Below are 25115 nucleotides of genomic sequence, written 5' to 3'. Positions count from 1 at the left end.
GGACACCAGCCGATCGCCGTGATTCGACGCTGCGTCTCGACTGGTCTCGCGGAGTGACGTCGCCTCAGGCTACTGACGCTCGCAGATTGCGGCTATGGGCTTGACGGGTCGCCCGGCGACCCACTCGAGCAGGTCGCCGGGCGCGTTCGACGGGGCGTTACCTGAGTGCGCCGTACGTCTCGCCGACGCCATCGATCCTGATCGTCACACGGGTCTCGCCGGCATCCGCGAGCGGGTCACGTCCGTCCACGATGACGACGAACGCGTGCTCGACTCCGTGCCCGTCCCGACCGATCCCGGTGATCGACGACCACTCCTCTGCGGTCTGGAGCACGCCGTATCGCACGCCGTGGAACGCAGCACCGTCGGGGCCGTGCACGACGAGCGCTCCTCGAGCGGTGCCGGTACCGGCTCGCTGGTTGAGTGCGATGTTCAGTTTGATCGGGCGCGACCCGTCGACGGGCGTCACGGTGCCGGTGGCCGCTACAGCCACTCGCTCACCGCCGTTCTGCGGCCGCGTCGGCATGCTGGAAGCTCGCCGCAGCGCCTCGCCGGAGTGCACACCCGTCGGTTCGCCACCATCAAGCGCCAGTGCACCGTTCACGAAGACCCAACGCACGCCCTCCGCATACTGCTTCGGCTCGGCGAAGGTGGCCCGATCGATGATCGAGCTCGGATCGAAGATCGTGATGTCCGCGGCCATGCCTTCGGCGATGAAGCCCCGATCGACCATGCCGAGCATAGTCGCCGGAAGGCCGGTCATCTTTCGAATGGCCTCTTCCCAGCTCAACACCCCGAGTTCCCGCACGTAACGACCGAGCACGCGTGGGTAGGAGCCGTAGTGCCGCGGATGCGTCGCCGCCGATTCGGTCACGCCGCCGTCAGAGGAGATGGCGACGAACGGATCCTGCAGGAAGTTGCTGAGATCGCCTTCCGAGCCGATCTGCATGACCGCGGAGATGTCTCCCTCGTGCTCCTGGAGGATTCGCATGACCGCCTCGCCGATCGTCACCCCGCCGTACTCCGCCATGAGGTCGCCGAGCGTTGCGTTGCCGAGCGCCGGGAAGGCGATGTTCTCGGGCACGCCGACATCGTCGACCACGAATGCCGATACCTCCGCGTCGATTCGCGCACGCTGAGCAGGGTCCTCGAAGCGGGCGAGCATGACCGCGGTGCCGCCGTCTTGTGCCCATGACGGGATGTAGAACGACAGGCCGGTCTGGGCGGCCGTGTACGGATAGACGTCGCCGCCGGAATGGTGGCCGTTCGCCCGAGCCTCGGCCTGGAGCTGCAGCAACGTGGCCGACTCCCCCCAATTCAATGGCCCCGCGACCTTCATGTGCGTCGCCTCGGCCATCAGCCCGGTCGCCGCGCCGATGGCGAGGTTCTCCTGCGTCGACTCGACCACGAAGTTCGTCTCATCGCGCATGTGATCGCTGAACATCGCCCGCCACGGCCCGACCTCCTGCAGCGCCGAGATCACCTCGCCGGTCTCGGCGAATCTCGCGGGCGGGTAGCCCAGCCCGCTTGAGACTCCCCATGCCCCATCCGCCATCGCGTCGCGGAGCACAGTGCGCATCGTTTCGATCTGGGCCTGGGTCGGGCGCACGTTCGCTTCCCCGACGGTGTCTGCCCACACCGTGTTGAAGCCGACGTACGGTGCGACGTTGATGGCCTTGTCTCGGGCGTCCAGCTCAGCCAGCTGGGCAGCGATGTCGGAACGACCGACACCGTCGGGGCCGAGTGTTTCCGTGGTCACCCCTTGCGTCAAGGCACTCTTCGCGAGGGCGAGCGCATCGCCGGTATCGGTGTGCGCATGCACGTCGATGAATCCGGGCGTGACGTACAGTCCCGTTGCGTCATATCTGGCGTCGGCCACTGCCCGCGAGAGGTCGCCGATCCTCGTGATGCGGCCGTCGGCGATGCCCACATCGACGACCTTGCCGGGGCTCCCTGTCCCGTCGAACACCGTTCCCCCGTGGATGACCACGTCGAAGGCCGCCGGTCGTGCCGCGCTCGCGTCTGCAGCCGGCCCAGCGAGCGGGCTTGCGAGCGACCCCGCCGTCAACGCCGCGACCGCTGCGACGAGGAGGGCTCGGCCGTATCGGCGAGGGAACGCGCCTCCGGGCGGCCGGGGCGCACTGAGATTCTCGAAGTTGCTCTCGCGAACGACACGCGAACGACGTTGTTCCACGGTTCCACCTCTTCCTTCGTGGCCCGGCACGTCGCCGGGCACAGACCATCTGCTCGGAGCGCCGACCGGCGTCCGGTTCACTGCCGCTCTCGCTACCGCACGCTCTCGAGGAAGCTCCGCGTGCGCTGGCGTTGCGGGTCGTCGAGCACCGCTTCCGGACGACCCGACTCGACCACGACACCCCCGTCCATGAACACGACCTGGTCGGCGACACCGCGTGCGAAGCCGATCTCGTGGGTCACGACGATCATGGTCATGCCATCGTTCGCGAGCTCGCGCATGACATCGAGCACGTCCCCCACGAGCTCGGGGTCGAGGGCGCTCGTCGGTTCGTCGAACAGCATCAGCTTCGGATCCATCGCCAGCGCGCGGGCGATCGCGACCCGCTGCTGCTGTCCGCCCGACAGCTGGGCGGGGTAGTGCGCCGAGAAGTCGGCGAGCCCGACCCGGTCGAGCAGCTGTTTCGCTCTGGCCTTCGCGAGCGCCCGGGGGCGGCCGGCGATGCCGATCGGCGCCTCGACGATGTTCTCGAGTGCCGTCATGTGCGGGAACAGGTTGAATCTCTGGAACACCATGCCGATGCCTCGCCGCTGCCGGGCGATCTGCCGCGGCGTCATCTCGTGCGCGGTATGACCGGATTGGCGGTACCCGATGAGCTCGCCGTCGACGATGATGCGACCGCCGTCGATCGTCTCGAGGTGGTTGATGCAGCGCAACAGCGTGCTCTTGCCCGAGCCCGACGGCCCCAGCAGTACGGTCACGGTGCCTCCCGGCACCGTGAGAGAGACGTCACGCAGCACCTGGTGAGCGCCGAAGCTCTTGCGCACTCGGCGGATCTCGAGGAGCGCACGGTCGGATGTCACTGCCGACGGATCGCCGGGAACGGTGATGCTCATATGACGCTGACCGCCTTGGTCTCGGGCGCCGGCGCGACGCCGGGCCGACGGGAGGCGAATGCTCGGCGCATCCGCTGCAGTGGGGTGGGCGGCAGCGCGCGCGAGGTGCCGCGGCCGTACCGTCGTTCGAGGTAGTACTGCGGAATCGACAACACGCTCGTCATGACGAGGTACCAGAGGCTCGCGACGATCAGCAACTCGACCTGCTTGAGGTTCTGCGAGGAGATCACCGTGGCCTGCGTGTAGATCTCGAGCACGGCGATGACCGAGAGGAGCGAGGTGTTCTTCAGCATCGAGATCGTCTCGTTGCCCATCGGCGGGATGATCACCCGCATCGCCTGGGGCAGGAGCACCCTCCGGAAGGTGTACAGCGGCGACATCCCGAGTGAGTACGCCGCCTCCCGCTGACCCTCGTCGACCGACAGCATGCCGGCCCGCACGATCTCCGACGAATACGCAGCCTGGTTCAATGTGAGGGCGAGCAAGCCGGCCACGAATGCGCTGATGAGCTGATTGGTGTCGACCTGCCAGAAGACCACGTCGGTGAACGGGATGCCGAGCGAGAGCTTCTCGTACAGCAGGCCGAGGTAGCCCCAGAGCACGATCTGCACGAGGAGCGGCGTGCCGCGGAACGCCCAGACGTAGAACCACGCCACCGTCGACAGCACCGGATTCGACGACAGTCGCATCGCGGCGACCACGACGGCGAGCACCGTCGAGACGACCATCGAGATCAAGGTGATCAACAGGGTCAGCCCGACCCCCTCGAGGATGCGCCGATCGAAGAGGAATTCGCCGATCGCGGAGAAGTCGATGTTGGGGTTCGTGAGCACCGAGTACAGGAAAGCTCCGGCGAGCAGCAGCACGAGCCCGGCGCCGATCCAACGCCACGGTCGCCGCAGCGGGATGGCGACGACATCGTCGTCGGTGGCATCCGCTCCGAGCTCGCTGGGAGCGTGCCCCAGCAGGGTCATTGGGCCGACCCCTGGTTCACTTCCGCCGACTCGACCGCATAGGCGCCGATGTTGTTGCGCTCGAGCACCTGCTGGTACGTGCCCTCGTCGATGAGTGCCTGCAGTGCCTGCTGGATCGCGTCGATCAGCTCGGTCTCGGCCTTCAGCACGCCGATGCCGCTGTAGACCGGGTTGAAGCCGGCCGGATTCTCCGGGTCGCGCACGACATCGAACGCCTCGCCGTCGTCGGTCGTGGCCGCCACGTACTCGGCGACCACGGCGTCGGCGACATAGGCATCGCTCTTGCCGGCCCGCAGCGCCGTCTGGGCGTCGAGGTCCGACGGCAGTTCGGTGACGATCACCGGGTCGGATCCGCAGTCCATCGCCCGCAACAGGTCGCCCTGCACCGTCGCCTTCTGCACCGAAACGGTCGCGCCGCAGAGGTCGGTCTGGGTCGTGATGTCATCGGGATTTCCGGCCGGCACCAGAATCGCGAATCCTCCGTGCGTGTAGTCGACGAAGCTCACCGTCTCCTGGCGTTCGGGAGTGTCGTTCATGCCGCTCATGATGATGTCGTTGTTGCCCGCCTGGAGCGAGGGGATCACCGAGTCGAATGCCTGCTTGTTGAGCGAGACGTCGATGCCGAGCTTCTGGCCGAGAAGACGTCCCAGTTCGGGGTCGAAGCCGATCGCCCGGTTCGAGTCGTCGTACATCGCCATCGGCGGGAAGGGGATGTCGACGGCGATGTCGATGCGCCCCTTCTCCACGATGTCGGCGGGCAGCAGCTCGGTGAGCGCTGCATCGACGGTGGTCGAGATCTCATCGTCGACCGGCAGGTCGGGGCCGGATGCCACGGCCTCACCGGACCCCGTGATGCCGGAGCATCCGCTGAGGAGCAGAGCAGCCGCTGTGAGCGTCGCCGCTCCGAGCAGTGTCGTGGTGCGTGCCTTCATGTGACTTCCTTGTCGTCGTCGGGGTACTCAGGGGGTCGGGTGGTCAGACCAGCACGTCGGCGCGCGCCGGCGCGTGGGTTGCGAGCAGGTCGGCATAGGTCTCCCGGCGCGTCACGAGCCGCGCTTCGCCATCGCTGACGAAGACGATCGCCGGCTTCAGCGCACCGTTGTAGTTGTTCGACATCGTGTACGCGTAGGCACCCGTCGCCATCATCACGACGAGGTCGCCGACGTGGGCCGGCGGCATCGGCGCACCGTCGACGAGCAGGTCGCCCGACTCGCACTGGCGTCCGACGAGTTGCACCGTCTCGGCCCACGGCTCGAGCAGTCGATCGGCGATGATCGCCTCGTACCGTTGCTGCGTCAGCGCGACGTCCATCTGATCGGCCAGACCGCCGTCGACCGCCACGAAGGTGCGTCCCGTGCGCTTGACGGACGTGACCCGGTAGAGGGTCACTCCTGCCCGCGCGACGATCGATCGACCCGGTTCGATCAGGAGGCGGGAGCCGGCGGGCAGCTCCGCCATCGCCGATGCGACGATGGCGTCGAGATAGGACTCGACACTCGGCGCGTGCTCGTCATAGGTGTAGCTGACGCCGAGCCCGCCTCCCACGTCGTAGGTGGGGAACGCGCCGACCGTCGAGATCTTGGCAACGGCCTCGGCGAACTGCGCGGTGTCGAGGATCTGCGAGCCGATGTGGAGGTGCACCCCTCCGAAGTCCATCAAGGGGTGGGCGAGCATGCGCGCGATGGCGCGCTCCGCTTGGTCCACCGGCAGACCGAACTTCGAATTCGAGCCGCCAGTCGCCTGCGAGGCGTGCGTCTTCGCCTCGACGCCGGGAATGACCCGGAGCAGCAGCCGCTGGGGCTTCTCGAGCAGTCGTTCGAGACGGTCGAGCTCGTCGTCGTTGTCGACGATGATCGTGCCGATGCCGGCGTCGAGGGCCATCTGCAGCTCGGCATCGGTCTTCGCGTTGCCGTGGAAGAACAGTCGATCGGGGTCGACGCCCGCGGCGAGCGCGAGCTGCAACTCTCCGCCCCCGGCGATGTCGATCGAGAGCCCCTCCTCGGACGCGACTCGATACATGCCGACCGCCGGCAGCGACTTCGAGGCGAAGAGCACATCGGAATCGGGCCACCGGACTCGCAGTCCATCGATGAAGCGTCGAATCTGCCGGCGCAAGCCGACCTCGTCGTAGACGTGCAGCGGAGTGCCGAATCGCTCGGCCAGCTCGGTGACCGCCACTCCCCCGATCTCGAGCACCCCGTCGGCGCTCGCGGTCGATTCCTCGGGCAGGATTCGCCAGAGTTCGCCGAGGCGGGTGCCGTCGGGCGCGGGCCGGGTCGCAGTCATCGTTCCTCCTTCGGCGACGCGTCATCGCGTTCACCGGGGCCAGCCTAGAAACATCGCGCGTGTGTTTGGTTGGCGATTTCGGATAACTTTGCACCATGGGCGCAGTGAATTCTCCAACGCAGCTTGCCCGCTCGTCCGAGGCTCGAGTGAGCCTCGCCGAGCTCGTCGAGCAGCTCGGCCCGCGCACGCTCACCGCGATAGGGCCGATCGGTGATCGGGTCGCCGTCACCGGCACCGAGTTCCTCGACGTCGCCGATGAGCCGGCGGATGCGTCGGGCACCCTGCTGCTCGCCCCGTCGACCAGTTCGCTGAGCACCGCACGCATCGGCGCACTCGCCGCCGTCGCCGCTGAGCACGGCGCCGCCGGACTCGCGGTGAAGTGCAGTGCCGAGCGGGTCCAGGCGCTCGCCGCGATCGCCGAATCGACGGGCCTGGCACTCCTCCGCGTGAGCGACCGCATCAGCTGGCGCCTCCTCGACGCCCAACTCACGCATCTGCTCGGCGAAGCCGACACCCTGCTGTCGGCACCACAGGACCGGGGCTCGGAGCCGCTCTTCGCGATCGCGAACGAACTCGCCGAGTTCTTCGGCGGCTCAGTCGCGGTCGAAGACCTGAGCCGCAACATCCTCGCCTACTCTTCGGTGCCCGGTCAGGTCATCGACGCACTGCGAACGCACGGCATCCTGGCGCGTCAGGTGCCGGCATCCCCGTACAACGACGACCAATATCGCACCGTCCTGCGCTCGGATCGGCCGATCAGCTACCCTCGCCTCGGCGATGAGGAACCTCGAGTCGCGTTCGCGATCCGAGCGGGTTCACTCCCGCTCGGCAGCATCTGGGCGATCGATGCGTCGGGCGAGTCGAGCCTGACCGCCGAGCAGGAGCGCCGCATGCGGCACGCCAGCGAGCTCGCCGGGGCGCACCTGCTCGACGACCTGCGAGTGCACGCGACGAATCAGCGACCCCGCGAAGACCGCCTGCGAACCCTGCTGACCGGCATCGACCTGACGGGAACCGAGTTCGCCGAGCTGGGCATCCCCGAGGAGCGGGGTGCTGCGCTGCTCGCATTCGACGTGCCCGGCGCCGGCCCGACCACCATCGCCCAACTGCGCTCGACCGTCATCCGTCATCTCGCGCTCCAACGGCCCGACGCGGTCGCCGTGCCGCACCGGGGGCGGGTCTACACGCTCTTCGCCGCGAGCACCGTCGACGAGGCTGCGACGGTCGCGACGCCATTGCTCCCCCTCGTCGATCGACTGGTGGGCGATGGCGCGCGAGTGGCGATCGCCGGGCCCGCTCACCGCTCCGGCGACGTCGCTGCGGCTCGCGAGCTCGCCGGCCGGTTGCTCGACGTCGCGGCGCGCAGCGCCGACCCTGGCATGCCGCGGATCGTGACTGCGGCAAGCCTGCGTCCGTCCCTCGTCGTCGAACGCGCGGGGAGGATCTTCGCGGCAGCGCACGAATTGCGCGACCCCGCGGTCGAGGCCGTGCAGGCCATGGAATCCACCCGGCCGATCGCAGAGACACTGCTCGTCTGGCTCGAGTGCTTCGGCAACATCGCGCAGACCGCCGACCGCCTCGGCGTTCACGAGAACACCGTGCGTCATCGGCTGCGTCGGGCGAACGAGGCCCACGGCATCGGATTGGACCACGCCGATCAGCGCCTCGCGTTGTGGTTGCAACTTCGCGCGGATCACCAAGGTCCTGACTCGACGCCCAGCATCTGAGTTCAGCGGTGGTCGGCAGGTCGGCAGGTCGGCAGATCAGGCGCCCGACGATCGCGACGGCTCGGTCGACCGGTTGTCGTCGCCCTCATCGCCCTCATCATCGTCTTCGACCCACTCGAGCAGATCACCGGGTTGGCACTCGAGCACCCGGCACATGGCGTCGAGAGTGGTGAAGCGCACGGCCTTGGCGCGGCCGTTCTTCAAGACGGCCACGTTCGCAGGGGTGAGCCCGACCCGCTCGGCGAACTCCCCGACGCTCATCTTCCGCTTCGCGAGTTCGACGTCGATGCGCACGATGATGGCCATCAGATGACGTCTTCCAGATCCGTTCGCAGCACGGTGGCCTGCCGCAGCAGCGCCCGCAGCACCACGACGACGAGCACGACGACGGCGCCGATGAGCGTCATGCCGGTCAGCAGGATGGGGGTGCCCGGATCGCGCAGCTCGGGCGTGAAGTAGATGATGGCGATCAACGATGCGGCCACGACCGCCAGGAGCAGCCAGGCCGCGGCAACGGTCCACATGATCGCGTCGACCCATGCGAAGGACTCAGAGCTGAAGATGCGGTCTGACCTGACGAGGGTGAGCAGCCGCCACGTGCAGACGATCACGATCTGGAAGCAGAGCACCTCGAGGATCGCGAAGGTCAGGAGCAGCCACGGGATGGCTCCCGCATCGGGGTTCTCGCGCGCCATCTGCGAGAACTCGCCGGGCAGGCTCAGGAGCTGGGCGACGAGCAGCCCGGCGAAGACCAGCACGAGCAACACGCGGAGCGGCACGACCACTCGATCAATTCTCTGCATGCATCGATTTTCATGATGTATCTATCGTTTGTCAATCGATTGAGTGGATGTCGCGTGCCGGCGATCTTCCGACAGGCGCAGACCGCGCACCCGGATCGAGCGAATGCGCCTAGCGTCGAAGGGGTGACCGACACCCTCATGCTGAACAACGGAATCACGATGCCGTCCCTCGGGTTCGGCGTCTACCAGACGCCGCCCGACGAGACCATCGAGGCCGTGACATCCGCCCTCCGCATCGGCTACCGCCACATCGACACGGCCGCCGCGTACGGCAACGAACGCGGCGTCGGCGAGGCGATCCGCCGCTCGGGCCTCGCCCGCGACGAGGTCTTCATCGAGACGAAGGTCTGGATCAGCGACTACGGCCCCGACGAGACGCTGCACGCCTTCGAGAAGAGCACCCGCAAGCTCGGCGTCGACACGCTCGACCTGCTCATCCTGCACCAGCCGATGCCGAAGCGATTCGACGCGACCGTGCACGCGTATCGGGCGCTCGAACGGCTTCTCGCCGACGGCCGGGTGCGCTCGATCGGCGTCAGCAACTTCATGCCCGAGCACCTCGAGTCGCTGCTCGAGCAGACGACGGTCGTGCCGGCGGTGAACCAGGTCGAGGTGCATCCGTACTTCTCCCAACCAGAGGTGCGCGCCGCGAATGACGCCCACGGAGTCCTGACGCAGGCGTGGTCGCCGATCGGCGGCATCACGTTCTACCGCGGTGAAGGGGCGAGCACCCTCGACGACGACGTGATCGGCGGCATCGCCGTGAACCACGGCAAGACGCCGGCGCAGGTCATGCTTCGCTGGCATCTGCAGCACGGGCGCTCGGCCATTCCGAAGTCTGTGCGCGAGCAGCGCATCGCCGAGAACTTCGACGTGTTCGACTTCAGGCTCGCCGGCGCCGAGCTCGAGGCGATCGACCGACTCGACACGGGCGTGCGCGGCGGGCCGGAGCCCGACTCCATCTCAACCGAGACGTCCAGCCTGACGATTCCCGAGGCGTAGCAGCGACGGGGTTCACGGAGGCACTCGCTGCGGCAGGTCGACGACGCACTCCCGACGCAGCCGCCCGATAGGCTCGCGGCATGCCCGCCGCCGCCATCGCCCTGACCGCGATTCTCGGGGTACTCGCGGTGTTGCAGGGCGCACTCGCGCTCGGCGCGCCGATCGGCCGGTTCGCGTGGGGCGGCCAGCATCGCGTGCTGCCAACGAAGCTGCGCATCGGCAGCGCGGTGTCGATCCTCATCTACGCGGTGATCGCCGTGCTCGCCCTCGACCGGGCGGGCATGCTCGACGCCGTGCCCGACGGCGTGTCGACGGTCGGCATGTGGATCGTGTTCGGCTACTTCGTGCTCGGCATCGCGATGAACGCGATCTCGCGCAGCAAGCCCGAGCGGTTCACGATGGCACCGCTCTCGGCGGTGCTCGCGCTGCTGAGCCTCCTCGTCGCACTCGGCTAGGCGCCATCCGCCTCTTCTTCGGCGACCTCCCCCGCCGAGCTGCCCGACGGGGAGCGCCGCGCCGAGCGGGGCGGCCGTGATCGCATTCGGCGACCGACGAGCGTGAGCAGTCGAGCGAGTTCATCGCGCTCGTCGTCGTCGAGTGCGTCGACCAGGATGTCGCGCACCACTTCGACGTGCCCAGGCAGCACTCGCGCGAGCAGGGCGGAACCCCGGGGCGTGAGCGCGGCGTGCACGCTCCGCTCGTCGTCGACGGATGGCGCACGCTCGACCAGGCCGGCCTGCTCAAGCCGACCGACCTGGTAGGTCAAGCCGCTGCGGCTGTGCACGAGCCGGTCGGCGAGGTCGGTCATCGTGCACGTCGTGGAGGGGTCTTCACCGAGGATCGCGAGGATCTGGAACTGGGTGAAGCTCAGGTCGCCCTCGGTTCGAAGCTGATGCTCCACTCCGTGCTGCACGAGGGCACTCACCTCGAGGAGCGCGAAGTACACCCCGAACTCGGCGGGCAGCTCGGGTGGACGGTCGACGTCGGGCATACCCACATCCTACGAAACTGATGTTTCGAATTGGAAATAAACGCGCCCCGATGCTCGTTTCGAATGCAGAACACATTGGTTCGAATTCGAAGGAGTTGTCATGACCACCGCAGACACCGACACGACCGAGGCCCTCTGGGCTCCGACCCGGCTCGGCCGCATCCCCCTTCCGCACCGGCTCGCCATGGCCCCGATGACTCGCAGCCGAGCGACCGCCGACGGCCGGGTAACCGACCTCACGCGCACCTACTACGCGCAGCGCGCGTCGCTCGCCCTGCTCATCACCGAGGGCACCCAGCCATCGGAAGACGGCCAGGGTTACCTCACGACGCCGGGCGTCCACACCGAGGCGCAGGCCGAAGCGTGGGGCCGCATCGCCGACGCGGTGCACGCGGCGGGTTCATCGCTCGTCATCCAGCTCATGCACGTCGGCAGAATCGCGCACCCCTCGAACACGCCGCACGGTCGCACTCCGCTCGCCCCGTCGGCGATCGCCGCTGCTGGCGACATGTTCACCGCAACCGGGCCTCAGCCGATGCCCGAACCACGTGCGATGACCGACGCCGACCTCGCGCAGACGATCAGCGACTTCCGTCGGGCCGCCCGCCTCGCGGTCGACGCCGGCGCCGACGGCGTGGAACTGCACGGCGCCAACGGGTACCTGCTGCAGCAGTTCATGAGCACCAACGCGAACCTGCGCACCGACGGGTACGGCGGCGACATCGCCGCTCGCATCAGGTTCCCCCTCGAGGTCACGGCCGCCGTGGTCGACGAGATCGGCGCCGACCGGGTCGGCTACCGCATCAGCCCCGGCAGCCCCCTCGGCGACATCGTCGAAGCGGATGTCGCGGAGCTGTACAACGCCCTCGTCGCCGAACTCGCTCAGCTCGACCTCGCCTACCTGCACGTCGTGCACCTCGGCGACGAGGCCCTGCTCCGAGGCATCCGCGAGCGTTGGAACGGCGGGCTCGTGCTGAATCGGGCGGGCGCCGACCTCGATCGCCGCGCGCAGGACGTGCGCGACGGACTCGCCGACGTCGTCACCGTGGGCGCCCTCGCGCTCGCGAACCCCGACCTCGTCGCGCGCATCCGCGCCGGCGCCCCGATGAACGAGCCCGACCGCGCCACGCTCTACGGCGGCGCAGAGCACGGCTACACCGACTACCCGCGCCTCGCGGCGTGATCCACCCGAACGAAAGGAACCACATCATGCGTGCCATCCAGTTCTCCGCCTACGGCGACCCCACCGTGCTCGAAGCGGTCGATATCCCGCGTCCCGTCCCGGGAGCGGGCGAGGCGCTCGTGCGCGTCGCGGGCACCGCCTTCAACCAGGTCGACGCCGTCATTCGCGCCGGCCTCATGGCCGATGCCTTCCCGATCGACCTGCCGCATACTCCGGGCATCGATCTGAGCGGAACGGTCGTCGAGGTCGGCACCGGCGTTGCAGGGGAGCTCGTCGGTCGCGAGGTCATCGCCTTCCTCCCCATGACGGCGGCCGGCTCCGCCGCGGAGTTCGTCGCCGTTCCCGCGGCACTGCTCGCGACGGCGCCGAGCTCGATCCCACTCGCAGACGCCGCGGCACTCCCCTCGAGCGGGCTCACCGCCTGGCAGGCACTCGTCGATCACGCCGACGTTCAGACGGGGCAACGCGTGCTCGTGAACGGGGCGGGCGGCGGCGTCGGCGGGTTTGCGATCCAGTTCGCCGCCCGCGCCGGAGCGACCGTGATCGCCACGGCCGGTCCGCGCAGCCGCGACATCGTCAGTGCGCTCGGCGCCGCGGAGGTCGTCGACTACACGGTGACCCCGGTCATCGATGCAGTCTCCGAGCCGGTCGACGTGGTGCTCAACCTCGTTCGCACGACACCCGAGCAGACCGCGGCGCTCGTGGCGCTCGTGAAGCCCGGCGGAACGTTCGTCTCCACGACGACGCCAGGCGAGGCCGCCGCCGGCGCCGGCATCCGCACCGTGAGCGTCTTCGCGCGGAGCGACGCGACGCAGCTGGGCGAGCTCGCGCAGCTGGTCGACGCCGGCGAGTTGCGGGTCGACGTGAGCGCGCGCCACGCCCTGTCGGAGCTCGCGCGGGTGCACGCGCTCGGTGCCGCGGGTGCAGTGCGCGGCAAGGTCGTGCTCACGCCGTAGAAGCGGAGCCCGGTCAGGCGGGCAGCGGCTCGAGCTTCTGCACGTCGGCGCCGACCTGGTGCGGCTGGTCGGGGAGCATGGGGATCGGATCGGTGTCGAGATGTTCGGGAACCAATTGGATGCCGCCGGTGCTGTTGGCCGACCGCATCAGACCTTCGATCCACTCCCGGCTCATCTCGGGAGCCTCGGGCTCGTCGAAGACGAACCGCAGCGGGATCGAGGAATGCACCCACAGGGTGCTCCGGCCTCGCAGCTGCTCGTCGGCGTGCTGCCACGAGATCGTGAACGACTCACCTCGGCGGAGCTTCGTCGTGATGGCGACCTTCAGGTGGGCGAGCGCGCGGTCGTCGATGCCGATCGGCGTGCCGGAGTTGCCGTAGTAGAGGGTTCCCACGCCGCACAGCCTACGTTGCCGTCGGGCCCACGCGTACCGAGCAGATCAGCGATCGCCGAGTGCCGGTGCTCCACGTGGAAGAACCAGTGGCTCCGCCGTGTTGATTCGAGTATGAGAGCGATCGTGTACGCGGAGACCGGCGATTCATCCGTCTTGCAATCGGTGGAGCGACCGCTGCCGGAACCCGGCGCCGGCGAGGTGCGGGTGCGCGTCGTGGTGTCGGGCGTCAACCCGACGGACTGGAAGGCGCGCGTGGGCGGCAGGCCGGGTCGACCGACGCCGTTCGCCGAGGTGGTTCCCGATCAAGACGGCGCCGGCGTCGTCGATGCAGTCGGCCCCGAAGTCGCGGGCCTCGCCGCCGGCGACCGGGTGTGGCTGTTCCTCGCCGCTCACGAGCGTCCGACCGGCACGGCCCAGGAGTTCACGGTGCTGCCCGCCGAACGGGTCGTGCAGCTTCCGGATGCCGCGAGCTTCGACATCGGCGCGAGCCTCGGCGTTCCCGCGATGACCGCGCACCGGGCGCTCACCGTCGCCGACGGCGGACCGTCGCGACTCGGCCCCGGATCCCTCGACGGCCGCACGGTGCTCGTGGCCGGCGGCGCCGGCGCGGTCGGGCATGCCGCGATCCAGCTCGCCCGCTGGTCGGGCGCCCGCGTGATCACCACGGTGAGCTCTGCCGAGAAGGCGGCGCTCGCCTCAGCCGCCGGCGCGCACCACGTCGTGAACTACCGCGAGGGCGACACCACCCGCGCCATCCGCGCGATCGCCCCCGACGGCGTCGACGTCATCGTGGAGGTCTCCCCGGCTCGCAACGCCCAACTCAACTCCAGTGTCATCGCGAACCACGGCACGATCGCGGTGTATGCGACCGACGGCGGCGGCGAGATGCTGCTCGACGTGCGCCACCACTTCGCGCTCAACGTGCGCTACCAGTTCCTCCTGCTCTACACGGTCGGCGCAGAGCCGTTGGCGGCTGCGGCCGAGGACATCGGCCGCGCGCTCGGCGACAGGGCCCTCGACGTCGGCGAGCAGGCCGGGCTGCCGCTGACCCGATTCCCGCTCGACCGCGCCGGCGAGGCGCATGACGCGGTCGAGGCGGGCACGATCGGCAAGGTGCTCATCGACGTGGAACGGTGAGGCTCGGGCGTCGGTTCAACAGCTCGGGCACGAACCCCGCGGCATCCTTGTAGCGGTTCGCGATCTCGGCGCGTTCGGCCCACGGCACGACGAGATCGATGTCGTCGAAACCGCCCGGCGCACGCTCGTAGGCCAGCTGCATGACCTGCTCGGGGCCCATCGAGCGATTGCTGAGGGTGAGCGCCGTGGTACGCGGGCGACGTTCGGCCTCGTAGGCGCCGAGCGCGTGCTCGACGGTCTCGCCCGTACCGAGCTCGAACGCGAGCAATCTGGCGTCGATGATCGCCTGCGATGCACCGTTCGAACCGATCGGGTACATCGCGTGCGCGGCGTCACCGAGAAGTGTCTGCGTTCCGTACGTCCAGCGCGCGATCGGATCGCGGTCCACCATCGGGTATTCGAGAATCTCGTCCGCTGCGGTGATGATGCCCGGCACGTCGAGCCAGTCGAACCGCCAGTCGGAGAACCGGCCGAGCACCGTACTCGGATCCGCGCTGCGGTTCCAGCTGCTCGCACCGGGCTCGGGGTCGTCCGAGCGGTACTCGGCGATGAAGTTGACCGTCTGCAGCCCGTCGTCGCCGGGCGGCGACAGCGGGTAGGCGACGAACTTCTGCATCGCGTCGCCCGCCATGATCATGGTGCGCCCGTCGAGGTACGGCTGCACCCTCGCGGTGCCGCGCCAGAGGATCAGGCCGTTCCACACGGGCGCCCCCTCGTCGGGGTGGTGCTGGCGGCGCAACGCGCTGTGGATGCCGTCGGCACCGATCACGACGTCGGCCGATACGCGAGTCGCGGCATCCGTGCCCTCGCCGATGCCGACGCTCGTGCGCCCGCCCTCGTCACGGGCGTCACCCACCGGGCTGCCCAGGCGGATGGCGTCCGCGCCGAGCCGATCGAGCACGGTGTCGCGCAGCAGCATCTGCAGGCGTCCCCGATGAACGGAGTACTGGGACCAGTCGTAGCCGGCGGCCCGCCCGCGCGGCTCCGTCCAGATCAGCTGCCCGTGACGGTTGAAGTACGAGAGGGTGCTCGTGGCCACGCCGATGTCGGCGAGCTGCTCGCCGAGGCCGAGTTCGGTGAGCTCGCGCACCGCGTGCGGCAACAGGTTGATGCCGACACCGAGGGGGCGGATCTCGGGCGCCGACTCGTACAGGATCACGTCGTCGATGCCCGCCGCATGCAGCGAGAGCGCCGTCGTCAGGCCGCCGATTCCGGCACCGGCGATGATGACGTTCATGGTGGAGTCCTCCAGGGTCGTTGGTTCGGTCATGCGCCCGCCAGGGTCTCGACGTTCCAGTCGGGTCGCGGCACGGAATCGATGAGCAGGCGCGTGTACTGATGCTGCGGTGCGCTCAGCAGCTCGGTCGTCCGGCCCCGCTCGACGATCTCGCCGGACTTCATCACGACGGTCTCGTCGCAGAGCCGGCGCACGACGGCGAGGTCGTGACTGATGAAGAGCACCGTGAGTCCGCGTTCCCTGCGGATCCGCTCGACGACGGAGAGCACCTGCGCCTGCACCGACACGTCGAGTGCACTCGTCGCCTCGTCCATGACGAGCACGTCGGGCTCGATCGCGAGGGCGCGGGCGATCGCGACGCGCTGCCGCTGCCCGCCCGAGAGTGTGCGCGGGCGCGCCTGTGCGTGCACGTCGCCGAGGCCGACCTGCTCGAGCAACTCGATCACCCGGGCGCGCGCATCCGCCCTGCTGAGCCGGTTGTGCAGCAGCAGGGCGTCCTCGATCGCCTTGCCCGCGGTGATCCGCGGGTCGAGCGAGAGGTACGGGTCCTGGAAGACCATCTGCACCGACCGAGCGCGCTCGAGCCGTTCGGCGCGGTTGCCCGCCACCGACGTGCGCTCGCGACCGGCGATGCGGATTTCGCCGACGTCGGCCTGCTCGAGACCCACGATCATGCGGGCCAAGGTCGACTTGCCCGAGCCGGACTCGCCGACGACGCCGAGGGCGCCGCCGCGCGGAATCTCGATGGAGGCATCGATGACCGCGCGCACCGGCTCCTTGCCGCGGCGATGGTAGGTCTTCGAGACGCTGCTCGCCGAGAGCATCGGCTCGGGGCCGTCGGCCGAGGAGCGCGAAGCGCGTATCGAGGCCAACGGCTCCGGGCCTCGGTACGGCGCTGGCGCGCCTACTCGACCTGCGGCATCCGTGCCCGCATCGACCGACGCGACCGTGTCGCGCCTGACAACGATCGTGGGCGTCGCCGCGACGAGCCGCTTGGTGTAGTCGGCCGTCGGATTCAGGAAGACCTCACGAGCGTCGCCCTGCTCCTCGACCCGGCCTGTGCTCATCACGTAGACCCGATCGCAGATCGAGGCCGCGAGGTTCAGGTCGTGGGTGATGAAGAGCATGCCCATGCCCCGGCTGCGACGCTGCTCGGCGAGCACGGCGATGATCTCGGCCTGCGTCGTCACGTCGAGCGCGGTCGTCGGCTCGTCGCAGATGAGCAGTCGCGGCGAGCTCGTGAGCGCACCGGCGATCATGATGCGCTGCAGCATGCCGCCCGACAGTTCGTGCGGGTACTGCCGCAGGTGCTCCTTCGGGCGAGGGAGGCGCACGGCCTCCATGAGGGAGAGCGCCACTGCCGTGGCATCGGCCGACGAACGCCCCTCGCAGAGCCGCATCGTCTCGGTGAGGTGATCACCGACCGTGCGCATCGGGTTGATGCCCGCGCGTGGGTCTTGAAAGATCATCGAGGCTCGGGTGCGACGCAGGTCGAGCAACTCGCTGCGGCTCGAGTCGAGCACGGACCGATCGAGGAGCCGCACCGAACCGCCGGTGGTCGCCCGATCGGGCAGCAGCCCGAGCACCGATCGCGCCGTGAGCGACTTGCCGGAGCCGGATTCGCCGACGAGGCCGACGGTCTCGCCTTCGGCGACGGTCAGGCTGATGCCGTCGAGCAGCCGCCTGCCGTTGGGCAGGTCGAGCGTGAGCCCGGCGATGTCGAGGAGTGTCATGCGGGGATCTCGCCTCCGATGCGGTCAGAGAGTTCTTCGCCGATGACGTTGACGGCGACCACGACGAGCACCACGGCGACCGCCGGGACCAGCGCGGGAAGGAAGTAGCCGCCGATCAGTCCCGACCGGGCCTCGTTGATCATGGCGCCCCAGTCGGCGGTCGGCGCCTGGACGCCGAGACCGAGGAACGAGAGTGCGGCGAGTTCGGCGAGCACGTATCCGAAGTTCAGCGTCGACTGCGCTCCGACGATCGGCGTGACGTTCGGCAGCACGCGACGGAGGGCGATGAACGCGCCCCCGAAGCCCTGCACCCGGTACGCCGAGACGTACGGACGAGAGCGCTCGGAGGCCACGAGCGTCCGCGTGAGGCGCGCGACGAACGGGGCGTAGGCGATGCTCATCGCGATGACCGGGGCGACGAGGCCCTTGCCGAACAGCGCGACCGCCATGATCGCGATGAGCAACGCAGGGAAGGCGAAGACCACGTCGAAGATCCGGCCCAGCGTCGCGTCGATCCACCCGCCGCGCCAGCCGGCGAGGAGGCCGAGCAGCACGCCGACGACCGTCGAGAACACGACCACGAGCAGCGGCGCCAGCAGCGCGGTGCGCGCGCCGTAGATCATGCGACTCAGGATGTCCCTGCCGAGCGAGTCGGTGCCGAGCCAGTGCGCCGCGCTCGGGCCGGCCTGGAAGTTCAGCAGATCGACGTGGTTCGGATCGTACGGCGCGACGATCGGGGCGAGGATCGCGGCGATCGTCACCACTGCGAGGAACGCCGCGCTGACCGCGAACGTCGTACTCGAGCGACGCACGCGCGGCGCACGCAGCACTTTCATGGCGAGCGTGGGTGTGGTCATCGGGCACCAACTCCTGCAGCGGCTCGGGGGTCGATCACGGGCTCGAGGACGTCGATGACGGCATTGACCACGACGAATGCCGCCACCACGAGGAGCACGATCGCCTGCACGACCGGGAAATCGAGGCGGTCGACGGACTGCACGAGCAGGGATCCGATGCCGGAGAGGCCGAACGCGGCCTCGACGATGGCGCTGGCAACGAGCAGGCCGGCGACGAGCACACCGCTGACGGTGAGGATCGGACCGATGGAGTTCCGGAAGACGTGGCGCCGAATCACCGTGCCGCGTTTCAGACCGCGGCTCGTGGCCACCTCCACGTGCTCCCGGCCCAGCTGCTCGACCATCGAGGAACGGGTCACCTTGCCGACGAGCACGACGAAGACGAGCGCCAGCGCGACCGACGGAAGCACGAGATGTGCGACGGTGTCGAGGAACCCCTCACCCGAGCCGAACGACGGAAACCAGCCGAGCTGCACCGCGAAGACCGCGATGAGCACGATCGCGCCGACGAACGACGGGATCGCGCCGAGCACGGTGAGGCCCACGAGTACCGCCCGATCGAGGACCTTGCCGCGGTTCAGCGAAGCGACGATGCCGGCGGTCAGCCCGAGGACGGCGATGATGCCGCCCGCCATGACGACGAGGCCGAGCGTGACGGGAAGCCGGTCGCCGATCACCTGGGTGACGTCCTGTCGGTACTGCAGCGAGCGGCCGAGGTCGCCCTGCAGCACGCCGGTCAGCCAGTTCAGGTATTGCTGCCACGGCGGCAGGCCGAGCCCGTACTGGGCGGTGACCTCGGCCACTGCCTCGGGGCTCGGCTTGCGGCCGCGCAGCAGGAAGCTGATCGGATCACCGGGCACGAGGAACCGCGAGAAGAAGACGAGCAGCGACGCGAGGAAGAGGGTGAGCAGCAGCGCACCGAGCTTGCCGGCGATCCTGCGGAGCATCGTCATCGGATGACCGTTCGTCCGCCGAGGGGCATCGGGCCGCGCACGCCGGTGCTAGCGTGCGCCAATGGTCGCCGCCCACGGTGAATACATGAAGGCGATCGACGGCGCGACACCGGTGATGCGCTCGCCCATGAACAGGGTCACGGGGGCCTCGAACATCGGCAGCCACGGCAACTCCTCGTTCACGATCTGCTGCGCCTCCGCCGTCTTCTCCGAGCGGGCGGCAGGGTCGTCGATCGCGAGGGCCTCGTTGACGACCTCGTCGAACTCGGGGTTCGACCATTCGCCGTAGTTGCTGAACTCCCCGTCACGCAGCACGCTGTACATCTCGAGCGGGTCGGGGCTCGAGAGGTACCACGAGGTGTAGAAGAGGTCGACGCCCTCTCGTGCGCTCGGGTCGGAGAACAGCGCGGTGTACGCGTTGGGCGTGACGGTCTCGATGTTGACCTTCAGGCCGATCGATTCCGCCGCGGCCGCAGTGGCCTGCGCATAGACGTTGAAGTCACTGCTGATCGGGGCAGTGACATAGGTCAGCTCCTCACCGGCGACGCCGGCCTCCTCGATGAGCTTCTTGGCCGCTTCGACGTCGTACGGGTATTGCTCGATCTCGCCGAACGCCGCCGAGATCGCCGCATCACTCGCGCTGTCCCAGACCGACTCGGTCGTGAGCACGTCGGTGACCGTGCCGTAGCCCTTGACCGCTGCATCGACGATGCCCTGGCGATCGAGCGCCATCAGCAGCGCGCGACGCACGCGCACGTCGCCGAGCGGGCCGTCGAGGTCGGAGATGATCAGGTTGTTGACCGCGGTGTTCAGGCCGAACAGCATGTCGCCCCGGTCGGATTCGCGGAGCTGGGGCACGGCGTCAGCCGGAATCATCCAGCCGCCGTCGACCTCCCCCGATTTCAGGGCATTGATGCGAGCGTTGGCGTCGTTCATGAAGATGAACTCCACCTCGGCCGACCGCGCGGTGAACTCGGGGTCCCAGTAACCGTCGTAGCGCTCGAGCGTGATGGACTCGCCCGACTGCCATTCACCGAAGCTGAACGGGCCCGTGCAGTTCACGCCTCCGGTGGAGTTGCCGTAGTCGGCGCCCTTCTCGGCGAGCGTCGCCGCGGACTCGACGACACCGGCGGATCCGCCCATGCCGAGGTTGAACTGCGAGTCGGCGGAAGCCATGGTGACCGTGACCTGACGGTCACCGGTCTGCTCGATCGAGACCACGTTCTGGTAGATCGAGTACCACGACGACCCGACGGCCGGATCGAGGTGACGGCTCATCGATGCCACGGCATCGGCCGCGGTGAGTGGGGTGCCGTCGTGGAAGGTGACTCCGTCGCGGATCTCGTAGACCCAGGTCTCGGGCGTCGGATGCGCGAAGGACTCGGCGAGACCCGGCGACAGCGTCCAGTCGGGGTTCAGTCGCAGCAACGACTCGCAGACGTTCGAGAGCACCATGTTGTCGGCGTAGTCGAAGGCATAGGCGTAGTCGAGGGAGTACGGCTCGCCGTAGTTGACCCAGGTGAACGAGTCGAGGTCGCCCGACGGGGCATCCGTCTGGCCAGTGAGCTCCCACTCGGCCGGCTCGTTCTTCTCGGGTTCGGAGCCCGTGCAACCGGTGAGTATCAGGGCGGCTCCGAGGCCGAAAGCGGCGACCGAGGTGAGACGTCGACGGTTCGCGCGGGCGGTGGTGGCGGGTGATGGGGACATGTTGGCTCCTCGCGATCAGGCGGTGCGGGTGAAGACGGGTGCGCCCTCGATCCAGGTGGAGGTCACCGTCGAGCGGTGGATCTCCCCTGCCGGGACGCTGAAGGGATTCGGTTCGAGCACGACGAGATTGGCGAGGTAGCCCTCGCGGATGTATCCGGTGTCGTGCTCGCGGTGGTTCACGTAGGCGGAGCCCGAGGTGTACGCCGCCATCGCCGTCGGGAGGTCGAGCCGCTGGTGCTCGCCGCCGAGCGGCTCGCAGTCGAGGCCGGGGGCGACCCGGTTGACCGCGATGTGGATGGCGTCCATCGGGTCGGCGCTCGAGACCGGCCAGTCGCTGCCGGCCGCGAGGCGCACACCGTGGCGAACGAGATCGCCGAACGGGTACTGACGCGCCTCGGCGCCGTCCTGCAGGAACGGCAGCGTGAGTTCGTCGATCTGGTCTTCGTGCGTCGCCCACAGGGCCTGCAGGTTCGCGACCGCATCGAGCCCTGCGAATCGCGTCGTCTCGACGTCTTCGACGATCTGCAGGTGCGCGAGGTGGTGCCGGCCATCCGTCGATCCGTTGACGTCGCGTGCCGTCTCGATCGCGTCGAGCGCTTCGCGCACCGCCCGGTCGCCGAGCGCGTGGAAGTGCACCTGCATGCCGGCGGCGTCGAGCTCTGTGACGACCTCTTTCAGGAACTCGGGATGGATGAACGAGAGGCCGCTGTTGTCGGTGTCGTGGCCGTGGCGGTCGCGATAGGGCGCGAGCATCGCGGCGGTCTGGTTCTCGGCGACGCCGTCGACCATGATCTTCACGGTGCCGAGCGCATATCGCCGCGTCGAGCCGAGCGCCGCGAGGTCATCGCGCCGCTCGACCATCTCTGCGACCTGCTCGAGACCGCCGTCACGACGCCACCACTGTGCGCCGACGACGTGCACGCGCAGCGTGCCGGCTTCGAGCGCACGACGATAGACCGCGTCGATGCTCTCGATGCCCGAGAGGCTCCCGATCATCGCGTCCTGCCACCCGGTGATGCCGAGCGAGACGAGCTCGTCTTGCGCGCGCAGCAGGCCGGCGTATGCCAGGTCGGAACCGATGCCCGGGCGGACCGGCTCGAAGAGGTGCTCGGCACCCTCGTGGAAGGTGCCGGCGGGAAACCCGTCGGACTCGCGTTCGATGCGTCCGTCGACGGGGTCGGGCGTCGAGGCGTCGAGCCCGGCCGCGGTGATCGCGGCCGTGTTCGCCCACGCGCTGTGATGGTCGCGGCTCGAGAGCAGCACGGGCCGGTCGGGCACGACCGCGTCGAGGAGCGCCCTCACCGGGGCGCCGCCCGGGTAGTGGTCCATCGACCAGCCGCCGCCGAGGATCCACGGCTCGTCGGGATTGGCGTCGGCGTAGGCCTTCACGCTCGCGACCGCTTCCTCGGCGTCTCGCGCGTCCGTCAGGTTGCACATGAGCAGTTCGACGCCTGCACCGACGGGGTGCACGTGGGCGTCTTGGAAACCCGGGCTGAGCAGCGCTCCCTCGAGCCGGATGACCCTCGTGGCGGCATCGGCGAGCCCGCCCGCCTCGTGCTCGGGCACCACAGCGGTGATGCGGTCGCCCGTGATCGCCACGGCATGGCCGTGTATCGGCTCGCCGGTTCCGGTGAATACGGCCGCTCCGGTGAACAGCACGTCGGCAGCTGACACGTCGCCCTCGCTTCTTCGTCGATTGGGATGGTGAGGGCGAGGTTAGCGAGGTCGCAACGCCGCTGTCAACGTTGTTGACAGCATTGTGCGCGTATTCGTTATGCTGACGAAATGGGAACTCGCTCCGGCGGGTTCGCCGCCCCGCGCGGCAAGATGGAATCCACCGGCCAGGGAAGAGGACGATGACGACCGCAACAGGCCCCAACGGCGGCAGCGCATCGCGCGCCTCGGCCGGACGAACCCGCCTCGATCGCGACTCGATCGTGGCTGCCGGCCTCGAGCTCGCCGCGACCGCCGGTACCTCGACGATCTCGGTGCGTGAACTCGGCGCCCAGCTCGGCGCCGACCCGACTGCGATCTATCGCCACTTCCGCAGCAAGGAGCAGCTCATGCAGGCGCTCCTCGACGAGCTGGCGCTGCGCAGCGTCGCATCAGTGACCGCCGACCCGTCCGACTGGCGCGGACGCATCCGTGAACTCGCCTCCGCGACGCTCGCCATCTACTCGGCGCATCCCGCCGTCGGCACCGAGGCCGTGATCCTCACCACGCACGGGCCGGGCGAGCTCCAAGCCATCGAGATCATGCTCGAGGCGTTCTCCGAAGCCGGCCTCACGGGCGACGACGTCGTGCGTCACTACGCGCTGCTCGCCACTCATGTGCTCTCGAGCGCCGCCGGCATCGCTCGCGGGCGAGCCGAACGCGGTGACAGCCCGGAGCCGGCACCCTGGTTCGACGGCCCGATCCTCGCCGACCCGCGACGGTTCCCGCTCATCGCCGCGTTCAACACCGAACTCGCCGACCTCAAGGATCACGAGCTCTTCACGCTCGGTGTCGAAGCCGTCATCCAGTCGGCCGAACGCACCGCGGGGCGCCCCCGGGCTGACGCCGCCACGGTCCGCCCGCGGTTGTGTTGAAGCTGTGGGAGGAAACGGATGCCGCCGGGTACCGCCCACTCGTCGGCGAGCGCAGTGGCACCATGCCCACCCTCGAGGAGGCGACCGAGGAGATCCGCGGCGCCCGCGAGAGCGCGCCCGGCCGCGGCATCCACCTGCTGACGCTCCGCCTCCATGAACGAGCCGGCGCCCGCCGCCAGGCCGGCTGTCGGTGCCGGGGTTTCCACAGACCGTGCGGGTCAGATCTTGCCCCGCAGGTCGACCGGTGTGTCGCGATAGACGGCCCATGCACGCATCAATTGCGCGCGTGACCCTCCGGGGTTCTGGTCGTACCAGTGCCGTGTGAACCGGTTGAGCTCGAACTGCCCGCTGATCTCGTCCGGTCCCCGGTCCCGGGTCGCGTGCCACGCGTGTACGGCGTCACCCAGAGTGCTGGTGCCGTCGGCGGCAGCGATGAACTCGCGCATCGGCCCGTCGAACCGGAACCGGTCACCGATCCGATCGGTGAACCACACCCGCAACTCCTGGCTGCACCGTTGGCCCGGCGGAATGAGGGTCGCCTCCGAGAGCGGCCCGCTCAGCTGCTGACTCGACGCGCGACGAGTCGAAGCCTCACGAGGCGCCGGCTTCCCATCCAAAGCGGCGGAGATCCTGTTCGCGATCTCTTCCTTCGGGCCGGTCGCACGAACCCCGAGCGAACGAGCGAACGGCTCGAGTTCACCCTTCAACCAGTACCAGCGCTCGAACTCACGCGACGACATCGACGACTCGAGCGGCGGACGGTTCGCGAAGCTCTCGATCACACCGGAATTGTCGCAGATGCGACGAGTTCGACGCCGCTCGTGTCGCAACGGCGGCAGGTACGTGAGGTGAGGCCGGCCGGACTTGCCCGTGTCGGACCCCGATGGCAGGGTTGCGACATGGCGATCGAAGTACGTCCTGCGTCGGTGTTCGACGACGTCGCGGCAGTGGTCGGGCCGAAGAAGCCCGAGTCGAACGTGTGCTTCTGCCTGAGCTACCGCATCGGGTCGAAAGAGAACGTGTCGCTCGTGGGGCCAGCTCGCGCCGAACGCGTGCGCGGACTCTGCGATGAAGACCCGCCGCCCGGCGTGCTCGCCTACGACGGCGACGAAGTCGTGGGTTGGGCGGCCGTGCATCCGCGAGCCGACACGAGCTTCGCGCGCAACCGCAAGATCCCGCACGTCGACGACACCGACGTCTGGTCGGTGTGGTGCTTCCGGGTGCGGCCCGGGCATCGCGGCGAGGGCATCGTGCACCACCTGCTGACCGGGGCGGTCGAGTTCGCGCGCGAGCGAGGCGCGCCCGCCATCGAGGGGTATCCCGTCGACAATCGCGGCGACAAGGTCGACCTCACGATGGCCTACGTCGGCACCCGCACGCTCTTCGAGCGGGCGGGGTTCACGAAGGCTGCCGACACCGGGTCGGTGCTCAACGGGTTTCCGCGTGTGCTCATGCGACTCGACCTGGGCTGAGGCCTCGCCGAGTGTCGGATGCCGC

General features: G+C 68.9%; 24 protein-coding genes. 8 read left to right on the top strand and 16 right to left on the bottom strand.

What is annotated here, in order from left to right:
* Positions 1-157 precede the first annotated feature (157 nt).
* The 5 genes from AC6CH0_RS08525 to lysA all read right to left on the bottom strand — a co-directional run bounded on the left by AC6CH0_RS08525 (position 158) and on the right by lysA (position 6350).
* On the bottom strand, positions 158-2194 hold the full coding sequence (locus AC6CH0_RS08525; RefSeq protein WP_498099691.1) for an N-acyl-D-amino-acid deacylase family protein: 2037 nt from the start codon (positions 2192-2194) through the stop codon (positions 158-160).
* Positions 2195-2286: 92 nt separating this feature from the next.
* A complete protein-coding gene (locus AC6CH0_RS08520) occupies positions 2287-3090 on the bottom strand; it encodes an amino acid ABC transporter ATP-binding protein (protein WP_498099689.1) in 804 nt (267 codons plus the stop codon).
* The gene (locus tag AC6CH0_RS08515) at positions 3087-4064 is read right to left on the bottom strand and encodes an amino acid ABC transporter permease (RefSeq protein ID WP_498099687.1); all 978 of its coding nucleotides are present in this window, start codon (positions 4062-4064) and stop codon (positions 3087-3089) included. The genes AC6CH0_RS08520 and AC6CH0_RS08515 overlap by 4 nt, the downstream gene beginning before the upstream one ends.
* Positions 4061-4996, bottom strand: a complete 936-nt coding sequence (locus AC6CH0_RS08510; RefSeq protein ID WP_498099686.1) for an ABC transporter substrate-binding protein — start codon at positions 4994-4996, stop codon at positions 4061-4063. Before AC6CH0_RS08510 ends, AC6CH0_RS08515 begins: the two co-directional genes overlap by 4 nt.
* A gap of 43 nt (positions 4997-5039) precedes the next feature.
* A complete protein-coding gene (gene lysA / locus AC6CH0_RS08505; protein WP_498099684.1) occupies positions 5040-6350 on the bottom strand; it encodes a diaminopimelate decarboxylase in 1311 nt (436 codons plus the stop codon).
* Positions 6351-6496: 146 nt separating this feature from the next.
* Here lysA and AC6CH0_RS08500 point away from each other — a divergent pair, with 146 nt between their 5' ends.
* Positions 6497-8077: a PucR family transcriptional regulator gene (locus tag AC6CH0_RS08500; RefSeq protein ID WP_498099682.1), complete on the top strand. Its 1581-nt coding sequence runs from the start codon at positions 6497-6499 to the stop codon at positions 8075-8077.
* A 36-nt stretch (positions 8078-8113) separates the two neighbouring features.
* Here the strand turns inward: AC6CH0_RS08500 and AC6CH0_RS08495 are convergent, their stop codons facing one another.
* Entirely contained in the window at positions 8114-8383 is a 270-nt protein-coding gene (locus tag AC6CH0_RS08495) for a helix-turn-helix domain-containing protein (protein ID WP_498099680.1), read from the bottom strand.
* Entirely contained in the window at positions 8383-8880 is a 498-nt protein-coding gene (locus tag AC6CH0_RS08490) for a DUF2975 domain-containing protein (RefSeq protein WP_498099678.1), read from the bottom strand. Before AC6CH0_RS08490 ends, AC6CH0_RS08495 begins: the two co-directional genes overlap by 1 nt.
* Before the next feature lie 159 nt (positions 8881-9039).
* Here AC6CH0_RS08490 and AC6CH0_RS08485 point away from each other — a divergent pair, with 159 nt between their 5' ends.
* Both AC6CH0_RS08485 and AC6CH0_RS08480 read left to right on the top strand, forming a co-directional pair.
* Positions 9040-9882: an aldo/keto reductase gene (locus AC6CH0_RS08485; RefSeq protein WP_498101078.1), complete on the top strand. Its 843-nt coding sequence runs from the start codon at positions 9040-9042 to the stop codon at positions 9880-9882.
* A gap of 80 nt (positions 9883-9962) precedes the next feature.
* Positions 9963-10337 carry a hypothetical protein gene (locus tag AC6CH0_RS08480; protein WP_498099676.1) on the top strand — a complete coding sequence of 125 codons (375 nt, stop codon included), beginning with the start codon at positions 9963-9965 and terminating at the stop codon, positions 10335-10337.
* Here the strand turns inward: AC6CH0_RS08480 and AC6CH0_RS08475 are convergent.
* A complete protein-coding gene (locus tag AC6CH0_RS08475; RefSeq protein WP_498099674.1) occupies positions 10334-10873 on the bottom strand; it encodes a MarR family winged helix-turn-helix transcriptional regulator in 540 nt (179 codons plus the stop codon). The genes AC6CH0_RS08480 and AC6CH0_RS08475 overlap by 4 nt on opposite strands.
* 100 nt (positions 10874-10973) lie before the next feature.
* On the opposite strand from AC6CH0_RS08475, the gene AC6CH0_RS08470 reads away from it, so the two are divergent.
* The gene (locus tag AC6CH0_RS08470) at positions 10974-12056 is read left to right on the top strand and encodes an alkene reductase (RefSeq protein WP_498099672.1); all 1083 of its coding nucleotides are present in this window, start codon (positions 10974-10976) and stop codon (positions 12054-12056) included.
* A gap of 26 nt (positions 12057-12082) precedes the next feature.
* Positions 12083-13012, top strand: coding sequence for an NADP-dependent oxidoreductase (locus AC6CH0_RS08465; RefSeq protein WP_498099670.1), 930 nt, complete (start codon positions 12083-12085; stop codon positions 13010-13012).
* Between the two features lie 13 nt (positions 13013-13025).
* On the opposite strand, the gene AC6CH0_RS08460 is transcribed toward AC6CH0_RS08465, so the two are convergent.
* Positions 13026-13406, bottom strand: coding sequence for a DUF7882 family protein (locus AC6CH0_RS08460; protein ID WP_498099668.1), 381 nt, complete (start codon positions 13404-13406; stop codon positions 13026-13028).
* 111 nt (positions 13407-13517) lie between these two features.
* Here AC6CH0_RS08460 and AC6CH0_RS08455 point away from each other — a divergent pair, with 111 nt between their 5' ends.
* Entirely contained in the window at positions 13518-14543 is a 1026-nt protein-coding gene (locus AC6CH0_RS08455) for an NADPH:quinone reductase (protein WP_498099666.1), read from the top strand.
* Here the strand turns inward: AC6CH0_RS08455 and AC6CH0_RS08450 are convergent.
* The 6 genes from AC6CH0_RS08450 to AC6CH0_RS08425 are packed head-to-tail and all read right to left on the bottom strand — an operon-like array spanning position 14524 to position 22704.
* Positions 14524-15813 (bottom strand): flavin-dependent oxidoreductase, encoded by a 1290-nt coding sequence (locus tag AC6CH0_RS08450; protein ID WP_498099664.1) that lies wholly within the window; start codon positions 15811-15813, stop codon positions 14524-14526. The two genes, AC6CH0_RS08455 and AC6CH0_RS08450, sit on opposite strands and share 20 nt — an antisense overlap.
* Positions 15810-17513 carry a dipeptide ABC transporter ATP-binding protein gene (locus tag AC6CH0_RS08445; protein WP_498099662.1) on the bottom strand — a complete coding sequence of 568 codons (1704 nt, stop codon included), beginning with the start codon at positions 17511-17513 and terminating at the stop codon, positions 15810-15812. Before AC6CH0_RS08445 ends, AC6CH0_RS08450 begins: the two co-directional genes overlap by 4 nt.
* Positions 17510-18370, bottom strand: coding sequence for an ABC transporter permease (locus AC6CH0_RS08440; protein WP_498099661.1), 861 nt, complete (start codon positions 18368-18370; stop codon positions 17510-17512). The genes AC6CH0_RS08445 and AC6CH0_RS08440 overlap by 4 nt, the downstream gene beginning before the upstream one ends.
* A complete protein-coding gene (locus tag AC6CH0_RS08435) occupies positions 18367-19323 on the bottom strand; it encodes an ABC transporter permease (protein WP_498099659.1) in 957 nt (318 codons plus the stop codon). Before AC6CH0_RS08435 ends, AC6CH0_RS08440 begins: the two co-directional genes overlap by 4 nt.
* 48 nt (positions 19324-19371) lie before the next feature.
* Positions 19372-21030, bottom strand: a complete 1659-nt coding sequence (locus AC6CH0_RS08430; RefSeq protein ID WP_498099657.1) for an ABC transporter substrate-binding protein — start codon at positions 21028-21030, stop codon at positions 19372-19374.
* Positions 21031-21045: 15 nt separating this feature from the next.
* Positions 21046-22704 carry an amidohydrolase gene (locus AC6CH0_RS08425; protein WP_498099655.1) on the bottom strand — a complete coding sequence of 553 codons (1659 nt, stop codon included), beginning with the start codon at positions 22702-22704 and terminating at the stop codon, positions 21046-21048.
* 182 nt (positions 22705-22886) lie between these two features.
* Between AC6CH0_RS08425 and AC6CH0_RS08420 the strand changes: the two genes are divergently transcribed.
* On the top strand, positions 22887-23618 hold the full coding sequence (locus tag AC6CH0_RS08420; RefSeq protein WP_498099653.1) for a TetR/AcrR family transcriptional regulator: 732 nt from the start codon (positions 22887-22889) through the stop codon (positions 23616-23618).
* Between the two features lie 218 nt (positions 23619-23836).
* On the opposite strand, the gene AC6CH0_RS08415 is transcribed toward AC6CH0_RS08420, so the two are convergent.
* Entirely contained in the window at positions 23837-24400 is a 564-nt protein-coding gene (locus AC6CH0_RS08415) for a DUF6434 domain-containing protein (protein ID WP_498099651.1), read from the bottom strand.
* A gap of 117 nt (positions 24401-24517) precedes the next feature.
* Here AC6CH0_RS08415 and AC6CH0_RS08410 point away from each other — a divergent pair, with 117 nt between their 5' ends.
* A complete protein-coding gene (locus AC6CH0_RS08410; protein WP_498099649.1) occupies positions 24518-25090 on the top strand; it encodes a GNAT family N-acetyltransferase in 573 nt (190 codons plus the stop codon).
* Positions 25091-25115: the final 25 nt, after the last annotated feature.

This window comes from Agromyces sp. GQ35 (genome assembly GCF_059758475.1).
The sequence above is the reverse complement of the archived record's forward strand: the minus strand, read 5'-3'. Positions and strand labels throughout refer to the sequence as shown.